The following is a 21,048-nucleotide window of genomic DNA, read 5'->3' on the forward strand; positions in this document are numbered from 1 at the left end:
AGATAACGAGGCCTGCTTTGGGAGATCGAAAATCCGGCGTCCAGGACAAGCACTCATCCATTGGATGGATCGGCGCGTCACCACGTTCCGCCCCTGTTGGCAGCAGGGCCGAGAATCAGATCGACACGGGAACGCTGGATGCGGATACACCATCCAATGGTCAAAGGAGGCGTACATGCCGCACACTCAACCTTCGAGCCACAGCCCTGCGGTTGCTGATGCTTCGGATCTGGAGCTCGCTTTCAGAGCTGCAGCTGGCGATGAGGTGGCTTTCGAGGCCATCATGCGACGCCACAATCGCTTGTTGTTTCGCACCGCACGAGCCATATTGAAAAGCGATATGGATGCCGAAGATGTCGTGCAGCAGGCCTATTTGCAGGCTTGGCAGGCATTGGGAAATTTCAGGGCGGATGCCAAGTTGTCGACATGGCTGGTACGCATTGTCGTCAATGAAGCTCTTGGACAGATTAGACGTCGTCAGTTGAAGATCGTGCCGCTGGAGTCCGCGATGGCATCGCCCCAGCAGACGGATGCCAGTTGGCAGCAGGACGATATGGATCGGGGCCCCGATCGAACAGTCATGCGTTCGGAGTTGCGTCAAATCATGGAGGCGCGCATTGACCTGCTGCCCGATGACTTCCGCCGGGTTTTCATGTTGCGCGGGGTGGAAGAGATGAGTGCGCAAGAGGTGTCGCAGATACTGGAAATTCCAGAGGCTACGGTGCGCACGCGCTTCTTCCGTGCACGAAGCATGCTTCGTGAAGGGCTTTCACAGGATCTGGATATGGCGCTCAGCGACGCCTTCAATTTCGATGGGGAGCGGTGCAATCGCATCGTGTCCTTGGTGCGGGCAAGACTGGCCCGGCGCTAAGCAGGCATGCTTGAGTTATTGGTTCTGATGAACATGCAGCAGATGCAGACTGATTCGCGAGAATGGACTGCCCTGGGCAAGTAGCAGATCTGCGCTTCACCAACTCTGGATTTCTTCATGCAGAGACCTTCATGGGGTGGGTTCTCTACTTTTGAGTGGAGCGAAGATTCGAGGAGGCTTCAAAGCGGACCACAGGTGGTGGCTTGTGCCACGAAGCCGTCATACAGAAAAACTCACCGCGGAAACATGCCTGGAGCAGCAGCTGAAATCCAGGTGGATGGCGAAACTAGTGGATTGATTGACATTTTCGCCACGGCTGCTGCTGAGACACTTGTTGAATGTCGATGATCATCGCTTCACATTGCATGCTTTTCCAGATTAAATATTGACAAAAGCCGTGTGAGTCGACTGTATGTAGGAGGGGGCATGCAGATGAACGATCTGGAGGTTGACGGGAATCGCCATCTCAATCATTTGATGAGATCAGGTGTGTGCGCAGAAGGAGTGGATCGCATACTGCGTGCGGTTCGCAAGCACCTGGGAATGGATATCGCCTTTGTCTCACACTTCGGTGCTGCCGAACGGGTGCTCAAGCATTTGGACAGTGTTTCGGGTGGGCCGCTCTATCAAGGCCAGAGCATTCCCATGCAAGAGGGATACTGCCTGAAGGTTGTGCATGGCGAGCTGCCCGAGTGCATTCCGGACACAAGTTGTGTGCCGGCCGCTCAGCACATTTCTGCAACACATGCCATTCCCATAGGTTCCCATTTGAGTGTTCCCGTCCGTCTCACGGATGGGCATGTGTATGGGACGCTTTGCTGCTTCAGCTACCTCCCGAATCCAACGCTAGGGGAGCGCGACATGCAATTGCTGCGCGCATTTGCAGAGATCCTGGCAGACCGCATCGAAGAGCAGGCTGCCGAGGAGCAGGTCAAGGCACGGTTGGTCGGTGAGGTCCGATCCGCGTTGGCGCACGGTGATCCGAGGATGGTTTTCCAGCCGATCTGCAGTTTGCGTGACAAGGCCATCTGCGGCTTTGAAAGCCTTTCGCGTTTTGATGTCGAGCCCAGGCATGCGCCGGATTATTGGTTCGATGTGGCAGACAAGGCAGGTTTAGGCATCGACCTGGAGTTGTGCGCTGTTTCCAAGGTGCTGCCAGCGCTGGAGCGGCTGCCCGTCAACAGCAGCGTAAGTGTCAACTGCTCGCCACAATTGCTGCTCAGCAGCAAATTCCATCAACTACTTGATGGCATTGATGATCTCTCCCGTCTGGTCCTGGAGATTACAGAACATGCTGCGGTCAAGGATTACAAAGCCCTTGCCATTGGGCTGGAGCCTTACCGTCGCCGGGGCGTGAAACTGGCGGTTGACGATGCTGGTGCAGGCTATTCCAGCATGCGGCATATCCTCAATCTTGAGCCCGAGATCATCAAGCTGGATATGAGTCTTACTCACTCTATCGATACAGATGAGAAACGGCGTGCACTGGCCAGAGGCCTCATCAGCTTCGCGCATGAAATAGGAAGCCTGGTGATTGCAGAGGGCGTTGAACGGCCGGAAGAGCTGGATATGCTGAAAAGGCTTGGAGTGGATTGCGCCCAAGGGTATTTGCTTTCCAGGCCACTTGAGATTGATGCTGCGGCGGTGTTCTCGCTTCACTAGTCGGTGTGCTGAGGGATGTGTCGCTGCATGGGTGGTCGCATCGTTCAAGTGTCTGGCAGCCGATCTCGTCCAGCAGACAGATGGCTTGGCTGGCTTCGTTCGCCTGCATCGAGCAGGCCTTGGCTCTTCTCGTGACTCCTTGTGGGACTGAGCTCATATGGAGCCTCGGGTGACGGGTGCTTGGTTCGTGCTTGGCCCTAGCGTAAACATCTATTTAGTGCTGTCAATCAATGCGAGCATACTGTTTGCGAATATCAATTGCACGAGGACGCTATGAAGTGGCTGCTTGTCAGTTTTGCGCTCATGGTGTTGACGCTCTGCGTCAGCTTTGTCGCGTCGGTCGCGGACGACCTGAGGCAAGGCAGCGATCAGGATTGACTACCGGGGTTTTCAGGACCCCTCATGAGGCATTTCCACACCATCGATTGCAATCGTCACGCCCATGATGTTGCGGTCTATTTCCATTGGGCGTCCAAATCCCTCAAGCTTGACGATGTAGCTGCCGCGATCGAACTGCCTGGCTTTGCTGGCGCAGCTTGATGCGCCTTCCAATGCCTCGGGAATGCGTGGCAAGCGCGCATGTGAGCGATGTTGATCTGAAATTCATAGATCAGGGCTGAAATCTCCAATAGCAGCTATGCGCCGTCGGCTCTGAGAAAACCCGAAGGAGCGCCTTGCTGTCTCCAACCGGAAGCGGCTTTGGAAGCAGCCTCAGGCAACTACACACTGCATCACCACCGAATCGCTTGACCAGTCACCACCAAGGACTCAATGCACCAATTGGGGCAAAAAATGAGTGCGGCTGCATGGTGCTTCTGGCAGAAGAAATACCTGATTTCAGTGATTGCTCTTGCAGTCCTTGCCCAGTTAATATTCTTGGCACACTTTTTGACAATTAAGACTTTTGCATACTTTTTGAGGGCTTGTTGCTAGAGCTCGCCGGCGTCTTCTTGTCAAACAGCCTTCGTCACTATCCCCCTGCAGATATGAACGCCCTTGCTTACCTCCGGTCTGAGACAAATTTTCGTAGCCGTGTCCGGTTCACGGCCCTGCTAGGCTCGGCCATCTGGCTCACCGGTTGCGCCAATTTGACAAGCCAGGCGCTTTCCACGGAAGAAATTCAGTCCCAGGTTCAGGCCGATCGGCAAAGCCTTGGCAAGGACGTCGCTCCTCTGACCGGGCCCGTGAGCCTGGAAGAGGCGATTGCGCGGGCCATCAAGTACAACGCAGCCCAGCGTCTGCGTGGCATGGAAGAGGCAGTGGCCCAGGGCACGGCCAATGTTGCCAAGTTCGACATGCTGCCCAAGCTGGTGGCCTCGGCTGGCTACCGCTACCGCGACAAGGATCTGATCAGCCGCAGCACCGACTCGGTCACGGGCGCGCCTTCCCTGGCCCATCCCTATATCTCGTCGGATCGTGAGTCGACCTTGGCTTCGCTGAGCTTCTCCTGGAGCCTGCTGGACTTCGGTCAAAGCTATTACGCCGCTCGTCAGCACGCGGATCGCGCCCAGATTGCGGCTGAGCGTCGCCGCAAGGCCATACACACGCTGATCCAGGACGTACGTATCGCATACTGGCGTGTGGCTGCGGCCCAGGCGCTGGAGTCTTCGCTGCAGACCGCAGGCCAGGATGCAGACAAGGCCCTGGAAGACTCGCGCAAGGTCGAGGCGGAAAAGCTGCGCTCCCCCATGGAGCCGCTGCGCTATCAGCGCCAGTTGCTGGAGAACATCCGACTGCTGGAGGCCATTCAGCAGGAGCTGTCTTCCTCGCGCATCGAGCTGGCATCCTTGATGGGAGTCTCGCCCGCAGAGCTGAACCAGCCGCTGCGCGTGATCGAGCCTGCCGCCTCGAATGCCCAGCGCTGGCTGGAGCAGCCGGTGGACAAGCTGGAAGACCGAGCCCTGCTGCTGAACCCGGATCTGCGCGAGAGCCTGTACAACGCCCGTATCGCCAATGAAGAGACCAAGCGCGTCATGCTGCGCATGTTCCCCGGCCTTTCCTTCAACTACGGTGTCAACAAGAGCAGCGACAGCTATCTGATCAACGACCGCTGGCAGGATGCGGGCCTGCAGATTTCCTTCAATCTGCTGGGATTGCTGTCACTGCCTGCACAGCGTCAGCTGGCTGACGCGGGTGTCCAACTGGCCGATCAGCGTCGTCTGGCTACCCAGATGGCGGTATTGACACAGCTGCACGTGGCACGTCTGCAATTTGCGAACGCCGTGCGCCAGTATGAAAGAGCACAGACCATCGCCTCGGTGGACCAGCGCCTGTCCGAGCATGTGAACAATCAGGTGCAGGCTGACAAGCTCAATGCGCTTGAGCGGGTCTCCCAGCAGACCACCACCATTCTTTCCGTGCTGCGCCGGTATCAGGCCCAATCCAATATGCAGGCCGCCAGCTCCCGCCTGCAAGCCACCCTGGGCATGGAGCCCGTGATCGAGGGCTCCGACAGCATGCCCTTGCCCGAACTCACGCAGGCCGTTGGCAAATCGCTGCAAAGCTGGGACGCGGGCCAATTCCAATGAAGTCTTGCATGTCCCCCTTGATTCTGGGCCTGGCGCTGGGCCTGTCGCTCGCCGCTCATGGCCAAGGCGGCTCGGCTGCCCAGAGCCTTCCCAAGACTCAGGCATCCTTGCCCAGCGTGCTGGACCAGCGTGAGATCCGTGCCCAGCTTTCACCGCGCCGCTACACCACTCTGGCAGCAGAGATCGGTGCCAAGGTACAGCGTCTGCCCGTGGTGGAGGGAGGCGCATTTCGTCAGGGACAGCTGCTGGTGCAGTTTGACTGCAGCCTGCCGCAAGCCCAGCTGAACAAGGCCCAGGCGGGCGTTGATGCCACCGAGAAGACCTGGAAGGCCAACCAGCGCCTGGCGGAGTTGAACTCCGTCGGCAAGGTGGAACTGGATATTTCTCAGGCCGAATGGAACAAGGCCAGGGCCGAAGTCGCAGCCAACCGTAGCCTGCTGAGCAAATGCCAGATCACCGCACCCTATGCCGGTCGTGTGGCCGAGCAGAAGATCCGTGAGCAGCAATATGCGCAGCCGGGCCAGGCGCTGCTGGACATTCTGGACGACTCCGCGCTGGAGCTGGAGTTCCTGGTGCCCTCGCGCTGGCTCAGCTGGCTGCATTCGGGCTCGGAATTCCAGGTGCGTATTGACGAAACCGGCAAAACCTATCCTGCCAAGGTGCAGCGCCTGGCCGCGCGGGTGGACCCGGTGAGCCAGTCCGTCAAGGTCAATGCGGCCATTCACGGAAAGTTTACCGAGCTGATCGCCGGAATGAGCGGGCAGGTGCTGCTGGCACCACCCCAGACCGGCAAGCCCTAGACATTCAAATATAAGAGCATATTGCGCATGCCATTCAAAGGTTTCAGATCAATTTAATGCTGAAGTCTATATATGAAAGGCGCCAAAAGCTCATATTTTTATAGTCCGATAGCAAGAGACCGACAGCTCCCGGGAAGAGGGCAAGCCGGCGGTCTGAAACTGCAAGGCAGGCAAGCGCCATGCCACCTTCACACAGGAAGGACACTTTGATGACCCGCAAATCTCGCTCATTCTGGAGCCGTCTGACACAGTCATTGACGACACAGACCGTGAAGACCGATGTTTCCCAGCGTTCGCGGCCAGTATCTGCCGTGCGTCCGCTGGCATTGGAGCAGCGCTTTATGTTTGATGGCGCAGCGGTCGCCGCTGCGGCGGATGTGGCCCAGGGCGCAGATCCTGCGGCGGAGATTGCCAGTGGTCTGCGCCATGGGCCGATGTTTGAAGCACAAAAGGCCTATGGCAGATTGCTGAGCGCTCCCGCAGGTGAAAATTTTGATGACAACCCCACGCAGGAGTTCAGAGGAACCAACACCTTTGTCTTGGATGGTTTCAGGTATACCGTCACCGGGCCGGGTGGCAGCAATTACGACCACTTTCTGACCAATGCGCAGTTTGCTCCGCCTGGGCAAGGGCTGGGGCCTGACAACTACCTCCGCTTTGATACGTTCGGTGAGGGTGCGACCAGTATCAAGATCGAATTGGCCGATGGCAGCGCCTTCCGCCTGATAGGTCTGAGTTTCTTTGTAGAGGACGCCCAAGCCTCTGGTGGTCCGTCAAACATTTTTTATCTGACACCGGCAGGTGGCTTGGCTCTGGAGTATGCGACCGACACAACACACTCAAACGTCGATTTTTCCAACAACGCGAACTTCTACAACATCACCAGCATTAGCTTCATAAGCAAGCCGGGAGAGCTGATCTATCTCGATATCGATGACCTGGTGATTGCGGCGCCGATTACCAATGTCGCTCCCATTGTTGCCAACGCAATACCCGACCGGACTGCCCGCGAAGAGACGGCCTTCGAATTTCAGTTTGCAGCCAATACCTTTAGCGATGCGGATGCCGGCGATACGCTGACTTACAGCGCGCGATTGACCGGAGGCGGTGCTCTGCCAGCCTGGCTCAGCTTCGATACAGCGACCCGCACTTTCAGCGGCACACCTGGCCGTGGCGATAGCGGCAGCTTTAGCATCGATGTGACGGCCTTCGACGGCAAAGGTGGAACGGCGACCGACACCTTTGACATTATGGTCACAGCGAACGCGCCGCCGACGATTGGCAACCTCCATGGCGATAATGTCACCTACCTTGAGGACGGCGCCCCGGTGTTGCTCGATGCGTTATCCAACGCCTCGGTCACCGACGCCGACTCGGCCAACTTCAACGGCGGCAACGTGCGCGTCGCGGTCACCGGCAATGCCGTGACCAGCGAGGACGTGCTGTCGGTCTTCAGCCTTGGCACCGCCGCAGGGCAGATCTACGTCTCTGGCAGCAACGTGCTGTACGGCGGTGTCGGCATCGGTGAGCTCGCCGGCGGCACCGGCGGCAACGCCCTGGTGATCACCCTCAACGCCAATGCCAACGCTGACGCGGTGACCGCGCTGGTGCGCAACCTGACCTACGTGAACAGCAACGGGCTCGACCCCAACACCGCAACGCGCACCATCAGCGTGACTGTCTCCGATGGCGATGGCGGCACCAGTGCAGCATCGAACGTCACCCTCAGTGTGATCGCCACCAACGACGCCCCGATGCTCGCGCCGGCCAACAACGTCATCGGCTATACCGAGAACGCAGCCGCAGTGGCGCTGAGCCCCACGCTGACCCTGGTGGACGACGGCAGCAGCTTCCAGAAGGCCACGGTCACCATCAGCGATCTGCGCATCGGCGATTCCCTCAGCGTCGGTAGCCCGGGCGCTTTCGCCACCAGCTACAACGCCGCCACCGGCGTCCTGACGATCACCGGGGCCGGCAATGCCGCGGCGCTGCAGGCCGTCCTGCGCTCGGTGAGTTTCTCCTCCAGCTCGGATGACCCGACCTTCGGGGGTTCCGATACCACCCGGCAGATCAACTTCGTGGTCACCGACAGCGCTGGCGCCGACTCCAATACCGCCGTCGTCCAGGTGGCGATCATCGCCATCAACGACGCGCCGACCCTGTCCGGCGGCCCCTATGTATGGTCGGGTACCAACGAAGACACCAGTTCGGCGGCGGTTACGGTCAGCAGCCTGCTGGGCGGCGTTACCTACGCCGACGTCGATGGCCCCGCCGGCGGAATCGCGCTGACGGCCAGCACCGGCAGCAGCGTCTGGCAGTACTCCACCGATGGCGTGACCTGGACCGATGTCGGCGCGGTGTCCAATGGCAGCGCGCTGCTGCTGTCGGGCAGTACCCTGCTTCGCTATGTGCCCGATGGCAAAAACGGTGGGACGGCCACACTGACTTTCCGCGCCTGGGACCAGTCCTTCGGCATCGCCTCCCTCAACGGCATTCGCTCCACCTCCGATACCAGCTCCAACGGCGGCAGCACGGCGTTCTCGACGGGCATCGCGCAGGCAATGATCAGCGTCAGCAGCGTCAACGATGCGCCCGTGTTGACTCCCTCCAGCCCGATGCTCAACACGCTGATCGACAGTGACGTGAACAACCTCGGGCAGGCAGTTTCCAGCCTTATCACCGGCCATGTCAGCGACGTGGACACGGGCGCGGTGCAGGGCATTGCCATCACCGGCCTGTACTCCGGCGCCGGTGGCACCTGGCAGTTCAGCCTGGACAGCGGCGCCAGCTGGCAGGACGTCGGTACGGTTTCCACGGCTTCGGCGCTGCTGCTGCGCAGCAGTGACCGGGTGCGCTTCGTGCCCGACGGCGTCAATGGCACCACTGCCAGCTTCACCTTCAAGGCCTGGGACCAGAGCGGCATCACCGCCGGTCAACAGGGGTTCAAGCTCGACGCTTCCAGCAGCGGCGGCACCACGCCGTTTTCCTTGTCCACCGATGCCGCCAGCGTCACCGTCATCTCGATCAACGACGCTCCGGTGGTCGCCGGCAGTGGCGGCAGCGCGGCTTTCGTCGAAGGGGCAGACGTGGCGTCCACGCCGGTGGTGGTCGACAGCGGCCTCACCGTGTCGGACAACGATTCGCCGCTGCTCTACAGCGCCTCGGTGAAGATCACTGGCAATCTGCGGCCCTCCGAGGATGTGCTCGGTTTCACCAACGATCCTGCCACCATGGGCGACATCAGCGGCAGCTACAACGCCGGCACTGGCACACTGACCCTCACTTCCGCCAGTGGCGCCAGCGCCGCCCAGTGGCAGGCAGCGCTGCGCTCGGTGACCTACAGCAACAGCTCGGACACCCCGGACACCACCACGCGCAGCGTCAGCTTCAGAGTGAGCGACGGCCAGCTCGACAGCGTCGACGCCACCCGCAGCGTGACCGTGACCGCCGCCAACGATTCCCCGCAGCTCAGCCTGCCTGGCGTGATCAGTCTCAGCGAAGACACCACCGGGACCATTACCGGCATCGTCGTCTCCGACGTCGACGCGGGTACCGGCAACGTTCAGGTCACCTTCACGCTGCCGGCCAACAGCGGCACCGTGCTCGCGACCGCCAGCGGCAACATCACGGTCGGCGTTGGGCTCAACACCGTGTACATCATCGGCAAGGTCGCGGAGATCAACGCCTACATCGCCGGGATGAACCTCTTCTACTCGCCGAACGCGAACTTCAACGGCAACGTCACCCTCGGTGTCAGTATCACTGACCTAGGCAACAGCGGTGGCCCGGCGAAGACCGACAGCGGCAGCCTGATACTGCAGGTCGATGCGGTGAACGATGCTCCGGGCACCCCCGTGGTGCCGTCGTTGCCGGTGAGCGGCAGCGAGGACGTTCCCCTGGTGCTGAACGGCATCAGCTTCAGCGACATCGACGCCGGATCGGATGTGGTCCAGGCGACCTTCAGCGTCGCCCCGGGCAGCGGCACCTTCAGTGCCCTGGCGGGCGCCGGCGTGACGCTGACAGGCTCGGGCACCAACCAGCTGGTGCTCAGCGGCAGCCTGAGCGATATCAACGCCTTCATCGCCGGCAGCCAGGTGAGCTACCTGTCGGCGGTCAATGCTTCGGGCACCGTCATCGTGACGGTCAGCCTCGATGATCGCGGCAATACCGGCACGGGCGGCGCCAAGGTTTCATCGGCCACCTTCAACCTGGCCATCAGCCCGGTGAACGACGCTCCGGTGAACAGCGTGCCGGGTGCCCAGACGGTGCTCTCGAACGAAACGCTGGTCTTCAGCGCCGGCAATGGCAACGCGATCTCCATCTCGGACGTGGATGTCGCGGGTGGGAGCCTGCGCGTGACGCTCTTCGGCATCAACGGGTTGATCACCCTGGGCAGCACCTCGGGCCTGTCGTTCCTGGCCGGTGATGGCACAGTCGATGCCAGCATGACCTTCGATGGCTCTCTCGCCGACATCAACAATGCGCTGGCAGGCCTGCGCTTCAGCCCGACGCCCGGCTACCACGGCGCGGCTTCTCTGCAGATCATCACCAATGACCAGGGGCAGTCCGGTACCGGCGGCCCCCAGTCCGATACCGATATCATCTCGATCAACGTCGAGCAGCCCAACCCGCGTATCGTCGGCGTCAGCTCCAGCACATCCGATGGCAGCTACAAAAGCGGCAACACCATCACCGTCACAGTCGATTTCAGCCGCGCGGTGGATGTCGATACCATTAGCGGCGTGCCGACCCTGATCCTGAGCTCCGGCGGCACAGCCACCTATTCCGGTGGCAGCGGCAGCAGCACCTTGACCTTCACCTACACCGTGGGGGTCGGCCAAAACAGCGCCGATCTGGATTACGCCAGCATCAACGCCTTGGCGCTCAACGGCGCGGTCATCACCGATGCGGTCGACGGCCGCAATGCCTCGCTGGCACTAGCAGCGCCGGGCAGCGCCGGTTCGCTGGGCGCCAATAAGAACATCGTGATCGACACCGTTGCGCCGACCACCACAGCCACCTCAGTGGCTTTTTCGGCCGACACCGGCAGCTCCAGCACCGATCTGATCACCAATACCACCGCACAAACCATCAGCGGTACGCTGACGGCCAATCTGGCCAGTGGTGAATCGGTACAAGTTTCACTGGACAATGGCTTCACCTGGGCCACGGCTTCTGCTTCCCCAGGCTCTCCCAACTGGTCGCTGGCTGGTCAGACGCTGATCGCCAGCGACACCCTGAAAGTGCGAGTCGTAGATGCCGCAGGTAACGTCGGCACGGCTGCCTCTTTCTCTTATGTGCTGGACACCTCAGTGCCCACCGTCGTAATCACCAGCAGTGTCGCTGCTCTCAAAGCAGGCGAGTCGGCAACCTTCACATTCACCTTTAGCGAAGTGCCAAGCGAGTTCACTCTGGGCGACTTGACAGCAACGAATGGCACCTTAAGCAATTTCACTGCTACCTCCAATCCGCTGGTCTATACGGTGGATTTCACACCCAATGCAGGACTTACGGGTTCCAGCGGTGCTGTGTCGTTGGCAGCCGGCACTTACACCGATACGGCTGGCAATGCGGGTGGGGCAGGCATATCAACCCCCATCGCAATCGATACTGTTGCACCAGTGGCCTTTATTTCCAGCAGTGCAAGCAGTCTGAAGGCGGGTGAGACTGCGGTGATTACTTTCACTTTCAGTGAAGCCCCCCAGGGCTTTGACTTGACCGATGTCACCGTGATGGGTGGAACGTTGAGTGGCTTCGCAGTCACAGCCAACCCGCGGGTCTATACGGCCCTATTCACACCTGCGGCGAATGTAAATTCAGGCTTGGCAGAGGTGTCGATAAACGCGGGCAGTTACACGGACGCTGCTGGCAATTTGGGGCAGGGCACAAGCAGTGCGACTATCCATTACGACACTGGTGTGCCGACCACTACGGTGGAAAGCGTTCAGTTTTCCAGTGACACGGGTGCAAGTGCCTCCGACCTGATTACCAATGTTTCCGCGCAAACCATTAGCGGTACGCTGTCAACCAATCTGCTTGCAGGGGAGCTGGTCCAGGTATCACTGGATAACGGCGCGACCTGGGTAGCAGCGGCTGTTGTGGGCAGAGATTGGACCTTGAGCGGCCAAACTTTGTCAGGCAGCGGGGTCTTGCAGGTGCGCGTGGCCGATGGCGCTGGCAACACAGGAGCGGTTTACGCAGCGGCTTATATATTGGATCAATCAGCCCCTACAGTCGCTATCTCCAGCGATGTGGCGACGGTAAATGGTGTGACACCAGCGCTGATCACTTTCACATTCTCGGAAGCGCCTGTGGGGTTTAATGCTGGCGCTATTTCTGTGGCCGGGGGAACCTTGGGCGCGTTGACGGCCACCGGCGACCCCAAGGTGTTTATTGCCACATTCACACCAAACAGCGGTATCGCCAGCGGTTCTGCCTCTATCCTTGTCAGAGGAGGTGAATATACGGATACGGCGGGAAATGCGGGCACTGCGGGGATGCTTTCCTCACTGCAGATTGATACGGTGGCGCCGACAGCGACACCGGGAGGAATTCACTTCTCCAACGACAGCGGTGTGCAAGGCGATTTCATCACCAATGTGGGTGCGCAGACCATCAGTGGGAGTTTGTCGGCGCCGTTGGCGCAAGGCGATAAGGTGCTGATTTCGCTGGATGGCGGTGCAAACTGGACCAGTGCTTCTGTTTCGGGTAGCAGTTGGTCTGCAAGCGCAAGCCTTCTTCCCGGCAACAATACGATACAGGTGAAGGTGAGTGATGCCGCAGGCAATGAAGGGGCTGTTCTATCGCAGGCCTATGTCTTGGACACTATGGCGCCGAATGTGAACCATGTGGGTTTGCCTGCGAATGGCGTGTACGGAGTAGGGCAGAACCTGGACTTCACCGTCAACTTCAGCGAGACGGTGACGGTCGATAGCACCGGCGGCGCCCCACGCCTGGCGGTGACCCTGGACACCGGCGGCACCGTGTATGCCGACTACCTGTCCGGCTCCGGCGGCAGCGCCCTGGTGTTTCGCCTGACCGTCGCCAGCGGCCAGCTGGACACCGACGGCATCCGGGTTGCGGGCAACGTCCAGCTCAATGGCGGCAGCATCCGCGACGTGGCCGGCAACGACAGCACCACCGGCTTCATCGCACCTTCCACCAGCGGCATCCTGGTGGATGGCGTGGTGCCAACGGTGGCTGACGTCATCGTGCCGGCCAACGGCGGCTACAAGGCCGGCGACGTGCTGAGCTTCACCGTCAATGCCAGCGAAGCCGTGTTCACCAGCGGTTCGCCACGCCTGGCCGTGGATATCGGCGGTACCACCCGCTACGCCACCTTCGTGGCCGGCAGCAGCGGTGGCTCGACCCTGGTCTTCCAGTACACCGTCCAGGCCGGTGACAACGATGCCGATGGCATCAGCGTCGCCAGCAGCCTCGATCTCAATGGCGGCAGCGTCAAGGATGCGGCCGGCAACGACCTGAACCTGACCCTGAACAGCGTCGGCAGCACCGCCGAGGTGGTGGTGGATACCGTGGCGCCGAGCGTCACCAGCATCGTCCGCGCGGGCGGCTCGCCGTCCAGCAGCGGCTCGGTCAGCTACACCGTGACCTTCAGCGAGGATGTCAGCGGCGTCGATGCAAGCGACTTTGACGTCACCTTTGGTGGAACCGTCACCGGCACCCTGGCCAGTGTCACCCAGGTGAACGGGCATACCTACACCGTGGTGATCGACAACCTCAGCGGTGCGGGCAACGTCACCCTGTCCCTGAACGGCAGCGGTACCGGCATCGTCGATGCGGTCGACAACGCGGTGACCGGTGGCCTGACCGGCGAGACCTACGCCATCGACCGCGTGGCGCCAGCGGTGACCAGCGTCAACGTGCCAGCCAACGGCAGCTACATCGCCGGGCAAAACCTCGATTTCACGGTGAATTTCAGCGAGAACGTCATCGTCGACACCAGCGGCGGCACGCCCCGTATCGCTGTGACCCTGGACATCGGCGGCACCGTCTATGCCCAGTACCTCAGCGGCAGCGGTGGTAGCGCCCTGGTGTTCCGCCTAGTGGCGGCCAGCGGTCAGCTGGACACCAATGGCATCACCCTGGGCTCGTCCATCCAGGCCAACGGCGGCACCCTGCGCGATACGGTCGGCAACAACATCATCACCGGCCTGAACAGCGTGGCGAGCACCACCGGTGTGCTGGTCGATGCCGTGGTGCCCACGGTCAGCAATGTCAGCGTGCCGGCCGGCGCTGCCTACAATGCCGGCGACACCCTGACCTTCACGGTCAACATCAGCGAAACAGTACTGGTCAACGGCGTCCCGAGGCTGCTCCTGGATATCGGCGGCAGCACGGTATTCGCCAATCTGGTGTCCGGTTCCGGCACTTCGACCCTGGTCTTCCAGTACACCGTCCAGGCGGGCGACAACGACGCCGACGGCATCAGCGTCAGCGCCAGTCTTGACCTCAATGGTGGCAGTGTCCGTGATGCCGCTGGCAACAACCTCGTTCTGACCCTTAACGGCCTGGGCGCGACGTCTGGCGTGATTGTCGACACTGTGCGCCCGACGGCGACCATTGTCGTGGCGGACACCAGCCTTGCGGTCGGTGAAACCTCGCTGGTGACCATCACCTTCAGTGAAGCGGTGGACGGGTTTGACAACAGCGACCTGAGCGTCAGCGGCGGCACCTTGAGCGCTGTCAGCAGCAGCGACGGTGGCGTCACCTGGACGGCCACCTTTACGCCAACCGCCCACATCACGGCCACCAGCAACCTGATCACCCTGAACAACGCCGGTGTGACAGACAAGGCGGGCAATGCGGGAGTGGGAACCACCGACTCGAACAACTACGCCATTGATACGCTGCGCCCGACCGCCACCATCACGGTCGCGGATGCCGCCTTGGCAGTCGGCGAGACCAGTACCGTCACCATCACCTTCAGTGAAGCGGTGGACGACTTCACCAATGCCGACCTGAGCATCAGCGGCGGCACCTTGAGCGCTGTCAGCAGCAGCGACGGTGGCGTCACCTGGACGGCCACCTTTACGCCAACCGCCCACATCACGGCCACCAGCAACCTGATCACGCTGAACAATGCCGGAGTGACAGACAAGGCGGGCAATGCAGGAGTGGGAACCACCGATTCGAACAACTACGCCATCGACACCCTGCGCCCAACGGCGACCATTGTCGTGGCGGACACCAGCCTTGCGGTCGGTGAAACCTCGCTGGTGACCATCACCTTCAGTGAAGCGGTGGACGACTTCACCAATGCCGACCTGAGCATCAGCGGCGGCACCTTGAGCGCTGTCAGCAGCAGCGACGGCGGCGTCACCTGGACGGCCACCTTTACGCCGACCGCCAACATCACGGCCACCAGCAACCTGATCACGCTGAACAATGCCGGAGTGACAGACAAGGCAGGCAATGCCGGAGTGGGAGCCACCGACTCGAACAACTACGCCATCGATACGCTGCGCCCGACCGCCACCATCACGGTCGCGGATGCCGCCCTGGCAGTCGGCGAGAGCAGCACCGTCACCATCACCTTCAGTGAAGCGGTAGACGACTTCACCAATGCCGACCTGAGCATCAGCGGCGGCACCTTGAGCGCTGTCAGCAGCAGCGACGGCGGCGTCACCTGGACGGCCACCTTCACGCCCATGGGCAACCTGGAGAGCACGGTCAACCTGATCACGCTGAAAAACGCTGGTGTGACAGACAAGGCGGGCAATGCGGGAGTGGGAACCACCGACTCGAACAACTACGCCGTCGACACCCTGCGCCCAACGGCGACCATTGTCGTGGCGGACACCAGCCTTGCGGTCGGTGAAACCTCGCTGGTGACCATCACCTTCAGTGAAGCGGTGGACGACTTCACCAATGCCGACCTGAGCATCAGCGGCGGCACCTTGAGCACGGTCAGCAGCAGCGACGGCGGCGTCACCTGGACGGCCACCTTTACGCCAACCGCCAACATCACGGCCACCAGCAACCTGATCACCCTGAACAACGCCGGTGTGACAGACAAGGCGGGCAATGCGGGAGTGGGAACCACCGACTCCAACAACTACGCTATCGATACGCTGCGCCCAACGGCGACCATTGTCGTGGCGGACACCAGCCTTGCGGTCGGTGAAACCTCGCTGGTGACCATCACCTTCAGTGAAGCGGTGGACGACTTCACCAATGCCGACCTGAGCATCAGCGGCGGCACCTTGAGCGCTGTCAGCAGCAGCGACGGCGGCGTCACCTGGACGGCCACCTTTACGCCAACCGCCAACATCACGGCCACCAGCAACCTGATCACGCTGAACAACGCCGGTGTGACAGACAAGGCGGGCAATGCGGGAGTGGGAACCACCGATTCGAACAACTACTCCATCGACACCCTGCGCCCGACCGCCACCATCACGGTCGCGGATACCGCCCTGGCAGTCGGCGAGAGCAGCACCGTCACCATCACCTTCAGTGAAGCGGTGGACGACTTCACCAATGCCGACCTGAGCGTCAGCGGCGGCACCTTGAGCGCTGTCAGCAGCAGCGACGGCGGCGTCACCTGGACGGCCACCTTTACGCCGACCGCCCACATCACGGCCACCAGCAACCTGATCACCCTGAACAATGCCGGAGTGACAGACAAGGCGGGCAATGCAGGAGTGGGAACCACCGACTCGAACAACTACGCCATTGATACGCTGCGCCCGACGGCGACCATTGTCGTGGCGGATACCAGCCTTGCGGTCGGTGAGACCTCGCTGGTGACCATCACCTTCAGTGAAGCGGTGGACGGGTTTGACAACAGCGATCTGAGCGTCAGCGGCGGCACCTTGAGCACGGTCAGCAGCAGCGACGGCGGCGTCACCTGGACGGCCACCTTTACGCCGACCGCCCACATCACGGCCACCAGCAACCTGATCACCCTGAACAATGCCGGAGTGACAGACAAGGCAGGCAATGCCGGCAGCGGCGCCACCGACTCGAACAACTACGCCATCGATACGCTGCGCCCAACGGCGACCATTGTCGTGGCGGACACCAGCCTTGCGGTCGGTGAAACCTCGCTGGTGACCATCACCTTCAGTGAAGCGGTGGACGGGTTTGACAACAGCGATCTGAGCGTTAATGGCGGCACCTTGAGCGCTGTTAGCAGTAGCGACGGCGGCGTCACCTGGACGGCCACCTTTACGCCAACCGCCCACATCACGGCCACCAGCAACCTGATCACGCTGAGCAATGCAGGAGTGACAGACAAGGCGGGCAATGCGGGAGTGGGAACCACCGATTCGAACAACTACGCCATTGATACGCTGCGCCCGACCGCCACCATCACGGTCGCGGATGCCGCCTTGGCAGTCGGCGAGACCAGCACCGTCACCATCACCTTCAGTGAAGCGGTGGACGGGTTTGACAACAGCGATCTGAGCGTTAATGGCGGCACCTTGAGCGCTGTCAGCAGCAGCGACGGCGGCGTCACCTGGACGGCGACCTTCACGCCCATGGGCAACCTGGAGAGCACGGTCAACCTGATCACGCTGAACAATGCCGGGGTGACAGACAAGGCAGGCAATGCAGGAGTGGGAACCACCGACTCGAACAACTACGCCATCGATACGCTGCGCCCGACCGCCACCATCACGGTCGCGGATGCCGCCTTGGCAGTCGGCGAGACCAGCACCGTCACCATCACCTTCAGTGAAGCGGTGGACGGGTTTGACAACAGCGATCTGAGCGTTAATGGCGGCACCTTGAGCGCTGTCAGCAGCAGCGACGGCGGCGTCACCTGGACGGCCACCTTCACGCCCATGGGCAACCTGGAGAGCACGGTCAACCTGATCACGCTGAACAACGCCGGTGTGACAGACAAGGCAGGCAATGCCGGCAGCGGCGCCACCGACTCCAACAGCTACGCCATCGATACGCTGCGCCCAACGGCGACCATTGTCGTGGCGGACACCAGCCTTGCGGTCGGTGAAACCTCGCTGGTGAGCATCACCTTCAGTGAAGCGGTGGACGACTTCACCAATGCCGACCTGAGCATCAGCGGCGGCACCTTGAGCGCTGTCAGCAGCAGCGACGGCGGCGTCACCTGGACGGCGACGTTCACGCCGACCGCCCACATCACGGCCACCAGCAACCTGATCACGCTGAGCAATGCCGGAGTGACAGACAAGGCGGGCAATGCGGGAGTGGGAACCACCGACTCCAACAGCTACGCCATTGATACGCTGCGCCCGACGGCGACCATTGTCGTGGCGGACAACAGCCTTGCGGTCGGTGAGACCTCGCTGGTGACCATCACCTTCAGTGAAGCGGTGGACGGGTTTGACAACAGCGATCTGAGCGTTAGTGGCGGCACCTTGAGCGCTGTTAGCAGCAGCGATGGCGGCGTCACCTGGACGGCCACCTTCACGCCAACCGCCCACATCACGGCCACCAGCAACCTGATCACGCTGAACAATGCCGGAGTGACAGACAAGGCGGGCAATGCCGGAGTGGGAACCACCGATTCGAACAACTACGCCATCGATACCCTGCGCCCAACGGCGACCATTGTCGTGGCGGATACCAGCCTTGCGGTCGGTGAGACCTCGCTGGTGACCATCACCTTTAGTGAAGCCGTGACCGGGCTGGAGTTGTCCGACTTCACGGTGGAGAACGGAGTGCTGAGCGACCTGACCACCAGCGATGGCGGTCTCACCTGGACGGCGACGCTGACGCCGAGGGCCGGCATCACCGATGCCAGCAATGTGATCACGCTGAACAACACCGGCTATGCGGACGCGGCCGGCAATAGCGGAACGGGCACTACGGCATCCAATGGCTATGCCATCGATACCCTGGATCCGGTTGCGCCAGAAATTACTCTGGATCAAGCCACGTTGGTGAATGGGCGGCAAGTCTCGCCAACGGGCTTGGTCTTCATTTCTGGTCTGGAAGCAGGAGGTCGTTGGCAGTATTCCTTGGACAATGGCGTTTCCTGGATTGAAGGCCGCGGGAACTCTCTCCAGCTACCTGGTCTCGGGGCATTCAGTCTCTGGGTTCAGCAAAGGGACGTTGCGGGCAATGTATCTTCGGTAACGTCACTCAGCGGCGTTGTTGAACCGCTGGTACCTCCTGCCGTGCCTGTTCCATTTGCCTTTGCTGTGAGTAGTCCCTCTGATGGACTTGGTCTCGCTCCATTTCAACTTTCCGAGGTACCAGAGCCGAATGCTGGTTTTCTACACCCTGCATCGATGATGCTCGGCTCCGTATCTCGAGACGCAGGAATGCCTCGTCAAGATGGCTGGTCTGAATATGGCCTTCCGCAGTCAATTGCAGGCGTCAATGACTGGATGTGGGCATCGCTTTTCGCGCGGGCAGAACCCAATCGCTCTGGATTTGATCCAGCACCTGAGCAGTTCTCGGTCACGAGTGGGGGCAGCACTCTGGACCTGAAGCCCGTCCTCCTGGCATCGGAGAGCCCTTGGGATATCGAGTCGCTCCAGTTCAGCTTCTCCGGTAAGCAGGAGCTGCCCGGATGGGTGCGCTTGGACCGTCATAGCGGTCAGCTAACCATCAACGCACCCAAGGACCTCAGCACAACGCTTGTTCTGCAGATCAAGGTTAGCGATGGAAAGGGACACGAGTCGGTGCGAACTGTCAAGCTGATAGTCGGCGATGCACAGGCTACATCCAGTGTGCCCACAGGGCGAGCCGGACTGAGTGAGAAGATGGCAAATGCGGCAAATCAGCAGACGGGGAAAAGGATGTCCCAGTATGTCCATGGTTGATGGAGTCATGAGTACAGCATATAAGGCGCTTGCGCCATGAACGCAGCCGTTTCTCCTCAGAGCGTGAACCCGGCAATGCTGCTGCTTGAGCTGGGGCATCGCGCCAGGGTTGCACGCAGCAATGCCGAGCTGCGCTTTTTGCTGGTCAACGATAGCCGTTTGCTCGTACCTTACCGTCAAGCATGTTTGTGGCTGGATGACGGCGGGGTAACGGCCCTATCCGGCGTGGTGGAGACCGATAGAAATACGCCTTATGCCCAATGGCTGCATGGGGTATGCCAGTTTCTCCAGGAGCAGCAACCCATGCAGGTTCGGCGCATTGAACCGGCTCAGCTTCCTTCCGAGTTGGCAAGCTCATGGAGCGAATGGTTGGGGCCCTATGCGGTATGGGTGCCTCTGCTGCAAGATGGCCAAAAGCCTGCTCCTAAAGGCGGACTGCTTCTTTCGGGGGCGCAGGCAATTGAAGAGCAGCGCTTTCCGCTTCTCGCCGAATGGAGTCATATCTGGTTTCATGCCTATTCTGCATTGCAGGCAGGCCAGCCCAGGTTCTGGCGAAAACCTGCGGCATCGAGAGTCAGCGCCAAAAGCTGGTGGCAAAAAAAATCTATCTGGATCCTGGGCGGGCTTTTTGTGTTTGGCGCCGTTCCTGTGCACATGAGCGTGCTTGCTCCTGGTGAGCTCGTTGCTGCGCAGCCTGTGGTTCTCAGGGCACCATTGGACGGTGTCATTGATCAGATCCACGTCCAGCCCAATCAAATGGTACGTAAAGGCGAGCGCTTGTTTGGACTGGATGAGGCGCAGATCAGCAGTCGGCTGGAGGTTGCCCGGCAAGCTCTGCTGACCGCTGAAGCCGAATATCGACAATCTGCCCAACTGGCCTTGGGCGACGCCCGCTCCAAGGCTCAGCTTGCAGCGCTTGTCGGACGCATAGGCGAGAAGCGTGCCGAGGTGCAATATCTGGGCGATCAGCGTGATCGCAGCCGGGTGCTGGCACCTGAAGATGGCATGGTTTTGTTTGACTCTCCCACCGAATGGCTTGGCAAGCCTGTACAGACCGGTGAGCGGGTGATGCGTATTGCCCGGCCTGATGAGGTGGAAATCGAGGCCTGGGTTCCCATCGGTGATGCCATTCCATTGGCCCAGGGCGCCACAGTGAAGCTGTATCTGGCAGCGAATCCCATGGCAGGGCTGGAGGGCAAGCTTCGGTACATGGCATACGACGCCAGTGCCAGGCCGGATGGCAGCTACGCCTATCGAGTGCGTGCGTCCATGTCGCTCGCCAAGGAGGAGGCTCGTATCGGCCTCAAGGGTACCGCCAAGCTGCAAGGCGATTGGGTGCCTTTGGTCTACTGGGTTCTGCGCAAGCCCTGGGCCGTCCTGCGCCAGTTTATTGCCTGGTAAGTCAA

At 60.7% G+C, this 21,048-nt stretch carries 7 protein-coding genes; 6 read left to right on the top strand and 1 reads right to left on the bottom strand.

All coding sequences use genetic code 11. From position 1 onward, the window contains the following. Positions 1–175 precede the first annotated feature (175 nt). Together CTR2_RS08830 and CTR2_RS08835 are read left to right on the top strand one after the other, a co-directional pair. On the top strand, positions 176–871 hold the full coding sequence (locus CTR2_RS08830; protein WP_087084678.1) for an RNA polymerase sigma factor: 696 nt from the start codon (positions 176–178) through the stop codon (positions 869–871). 426 nt (positions 872–1,297) lie between these two features. Then, entirely contained in the window at positions 1,298–2,533 is a 1,236-nt protein-coding gene (locus CTR2_RS08835; protein WP_087084371.1) for a sensor domain-containing phosphodiesterase, read from the top strand. Between the two features lie 390 nt (positions 2,534–2,923). Here the strand turns inward: CTR2_RS08835 and CTR2_RS08840 are convergent, their stop codons facing one another. Beyond that, positions 2,924–3,106 carry a hypothetical protein gene (locus CTR2_RS08840; protein ID WP_087084370.1) on the bottom strand — a complete coding sequence of 61 codons (183 nt, stop codon included), beginning with the start codon at positions 3,104–3,106 and terminating at the stop codon, positions 2,924–2,926. A gap of 413 nt (positions 3,107–3,519) precedes the next feature. Between CTR2_RS08840 and CTR2_RS08845 the strand changes: the two genes are divergently transcribed. From CTR2_RS08845 to CTR2_RS08860, 4 genes are all read left to right on the top strand, one after another. Then, a complete protein-coding gene (locus tag CTR2_RS08845) occupies positions 3,520–5,061 on the top strand; it encodes a TolC family protein (RefSeq protein WP_254913406.1) in 1,542 nt (513 codons plus the stop codon). Between the two features lie 17 nt (positions 5,062–5,078). Further along, entirely contained in the window at positions 5,079–5,861 is a 783-nt protein-coding gene (locus tag CTR2_RS08850) for an efflux RND transporter periplasmic adaptor subunit (RefSeq protein WP_087084676.1), read from the top strand. A gap of 209 nt (positions 5,862–6,070) precedes the next feature. Further along, a complete protein-coding gene (locus tag CTR2_RS08855; protein ID WP_310223762.1) occupies positions 6,071–19,642 on the top strand; it encodes an Ig-like domain-containing protein in 13,572 nt (4,523 codons plus the stop codon). 36 nt (positions 19,643–19,678) lie between these two features. Next, the gene (locus CTR2_RS08860; RefSeq protein ID WP_087084368.1) at positions 19,679–21,043 is read left to right on the top strand and encodes an efflux RND transporter periplasmic adaptor subunit; all 1,365 of its coding nucleotides are present in this window, start codon (positions 19,679–19,681) and stop codon (positions 21,041–21,043) included. The last annotated feature ends 5 nt before the right edge of the window (positions 21,044–21,048 follow it).

This window comes from Comamonas thiooxydans (assembly GCF_002157685.2).
In the GTDB taxonomy this organism is placed as follows: domain Bacteria; phylum Pseudomonadota; class Gammaproteobacteria; order Burkholderiales; family Burkholderiaceae_C; genus Comamonas; species Comamonas testosteroni_H.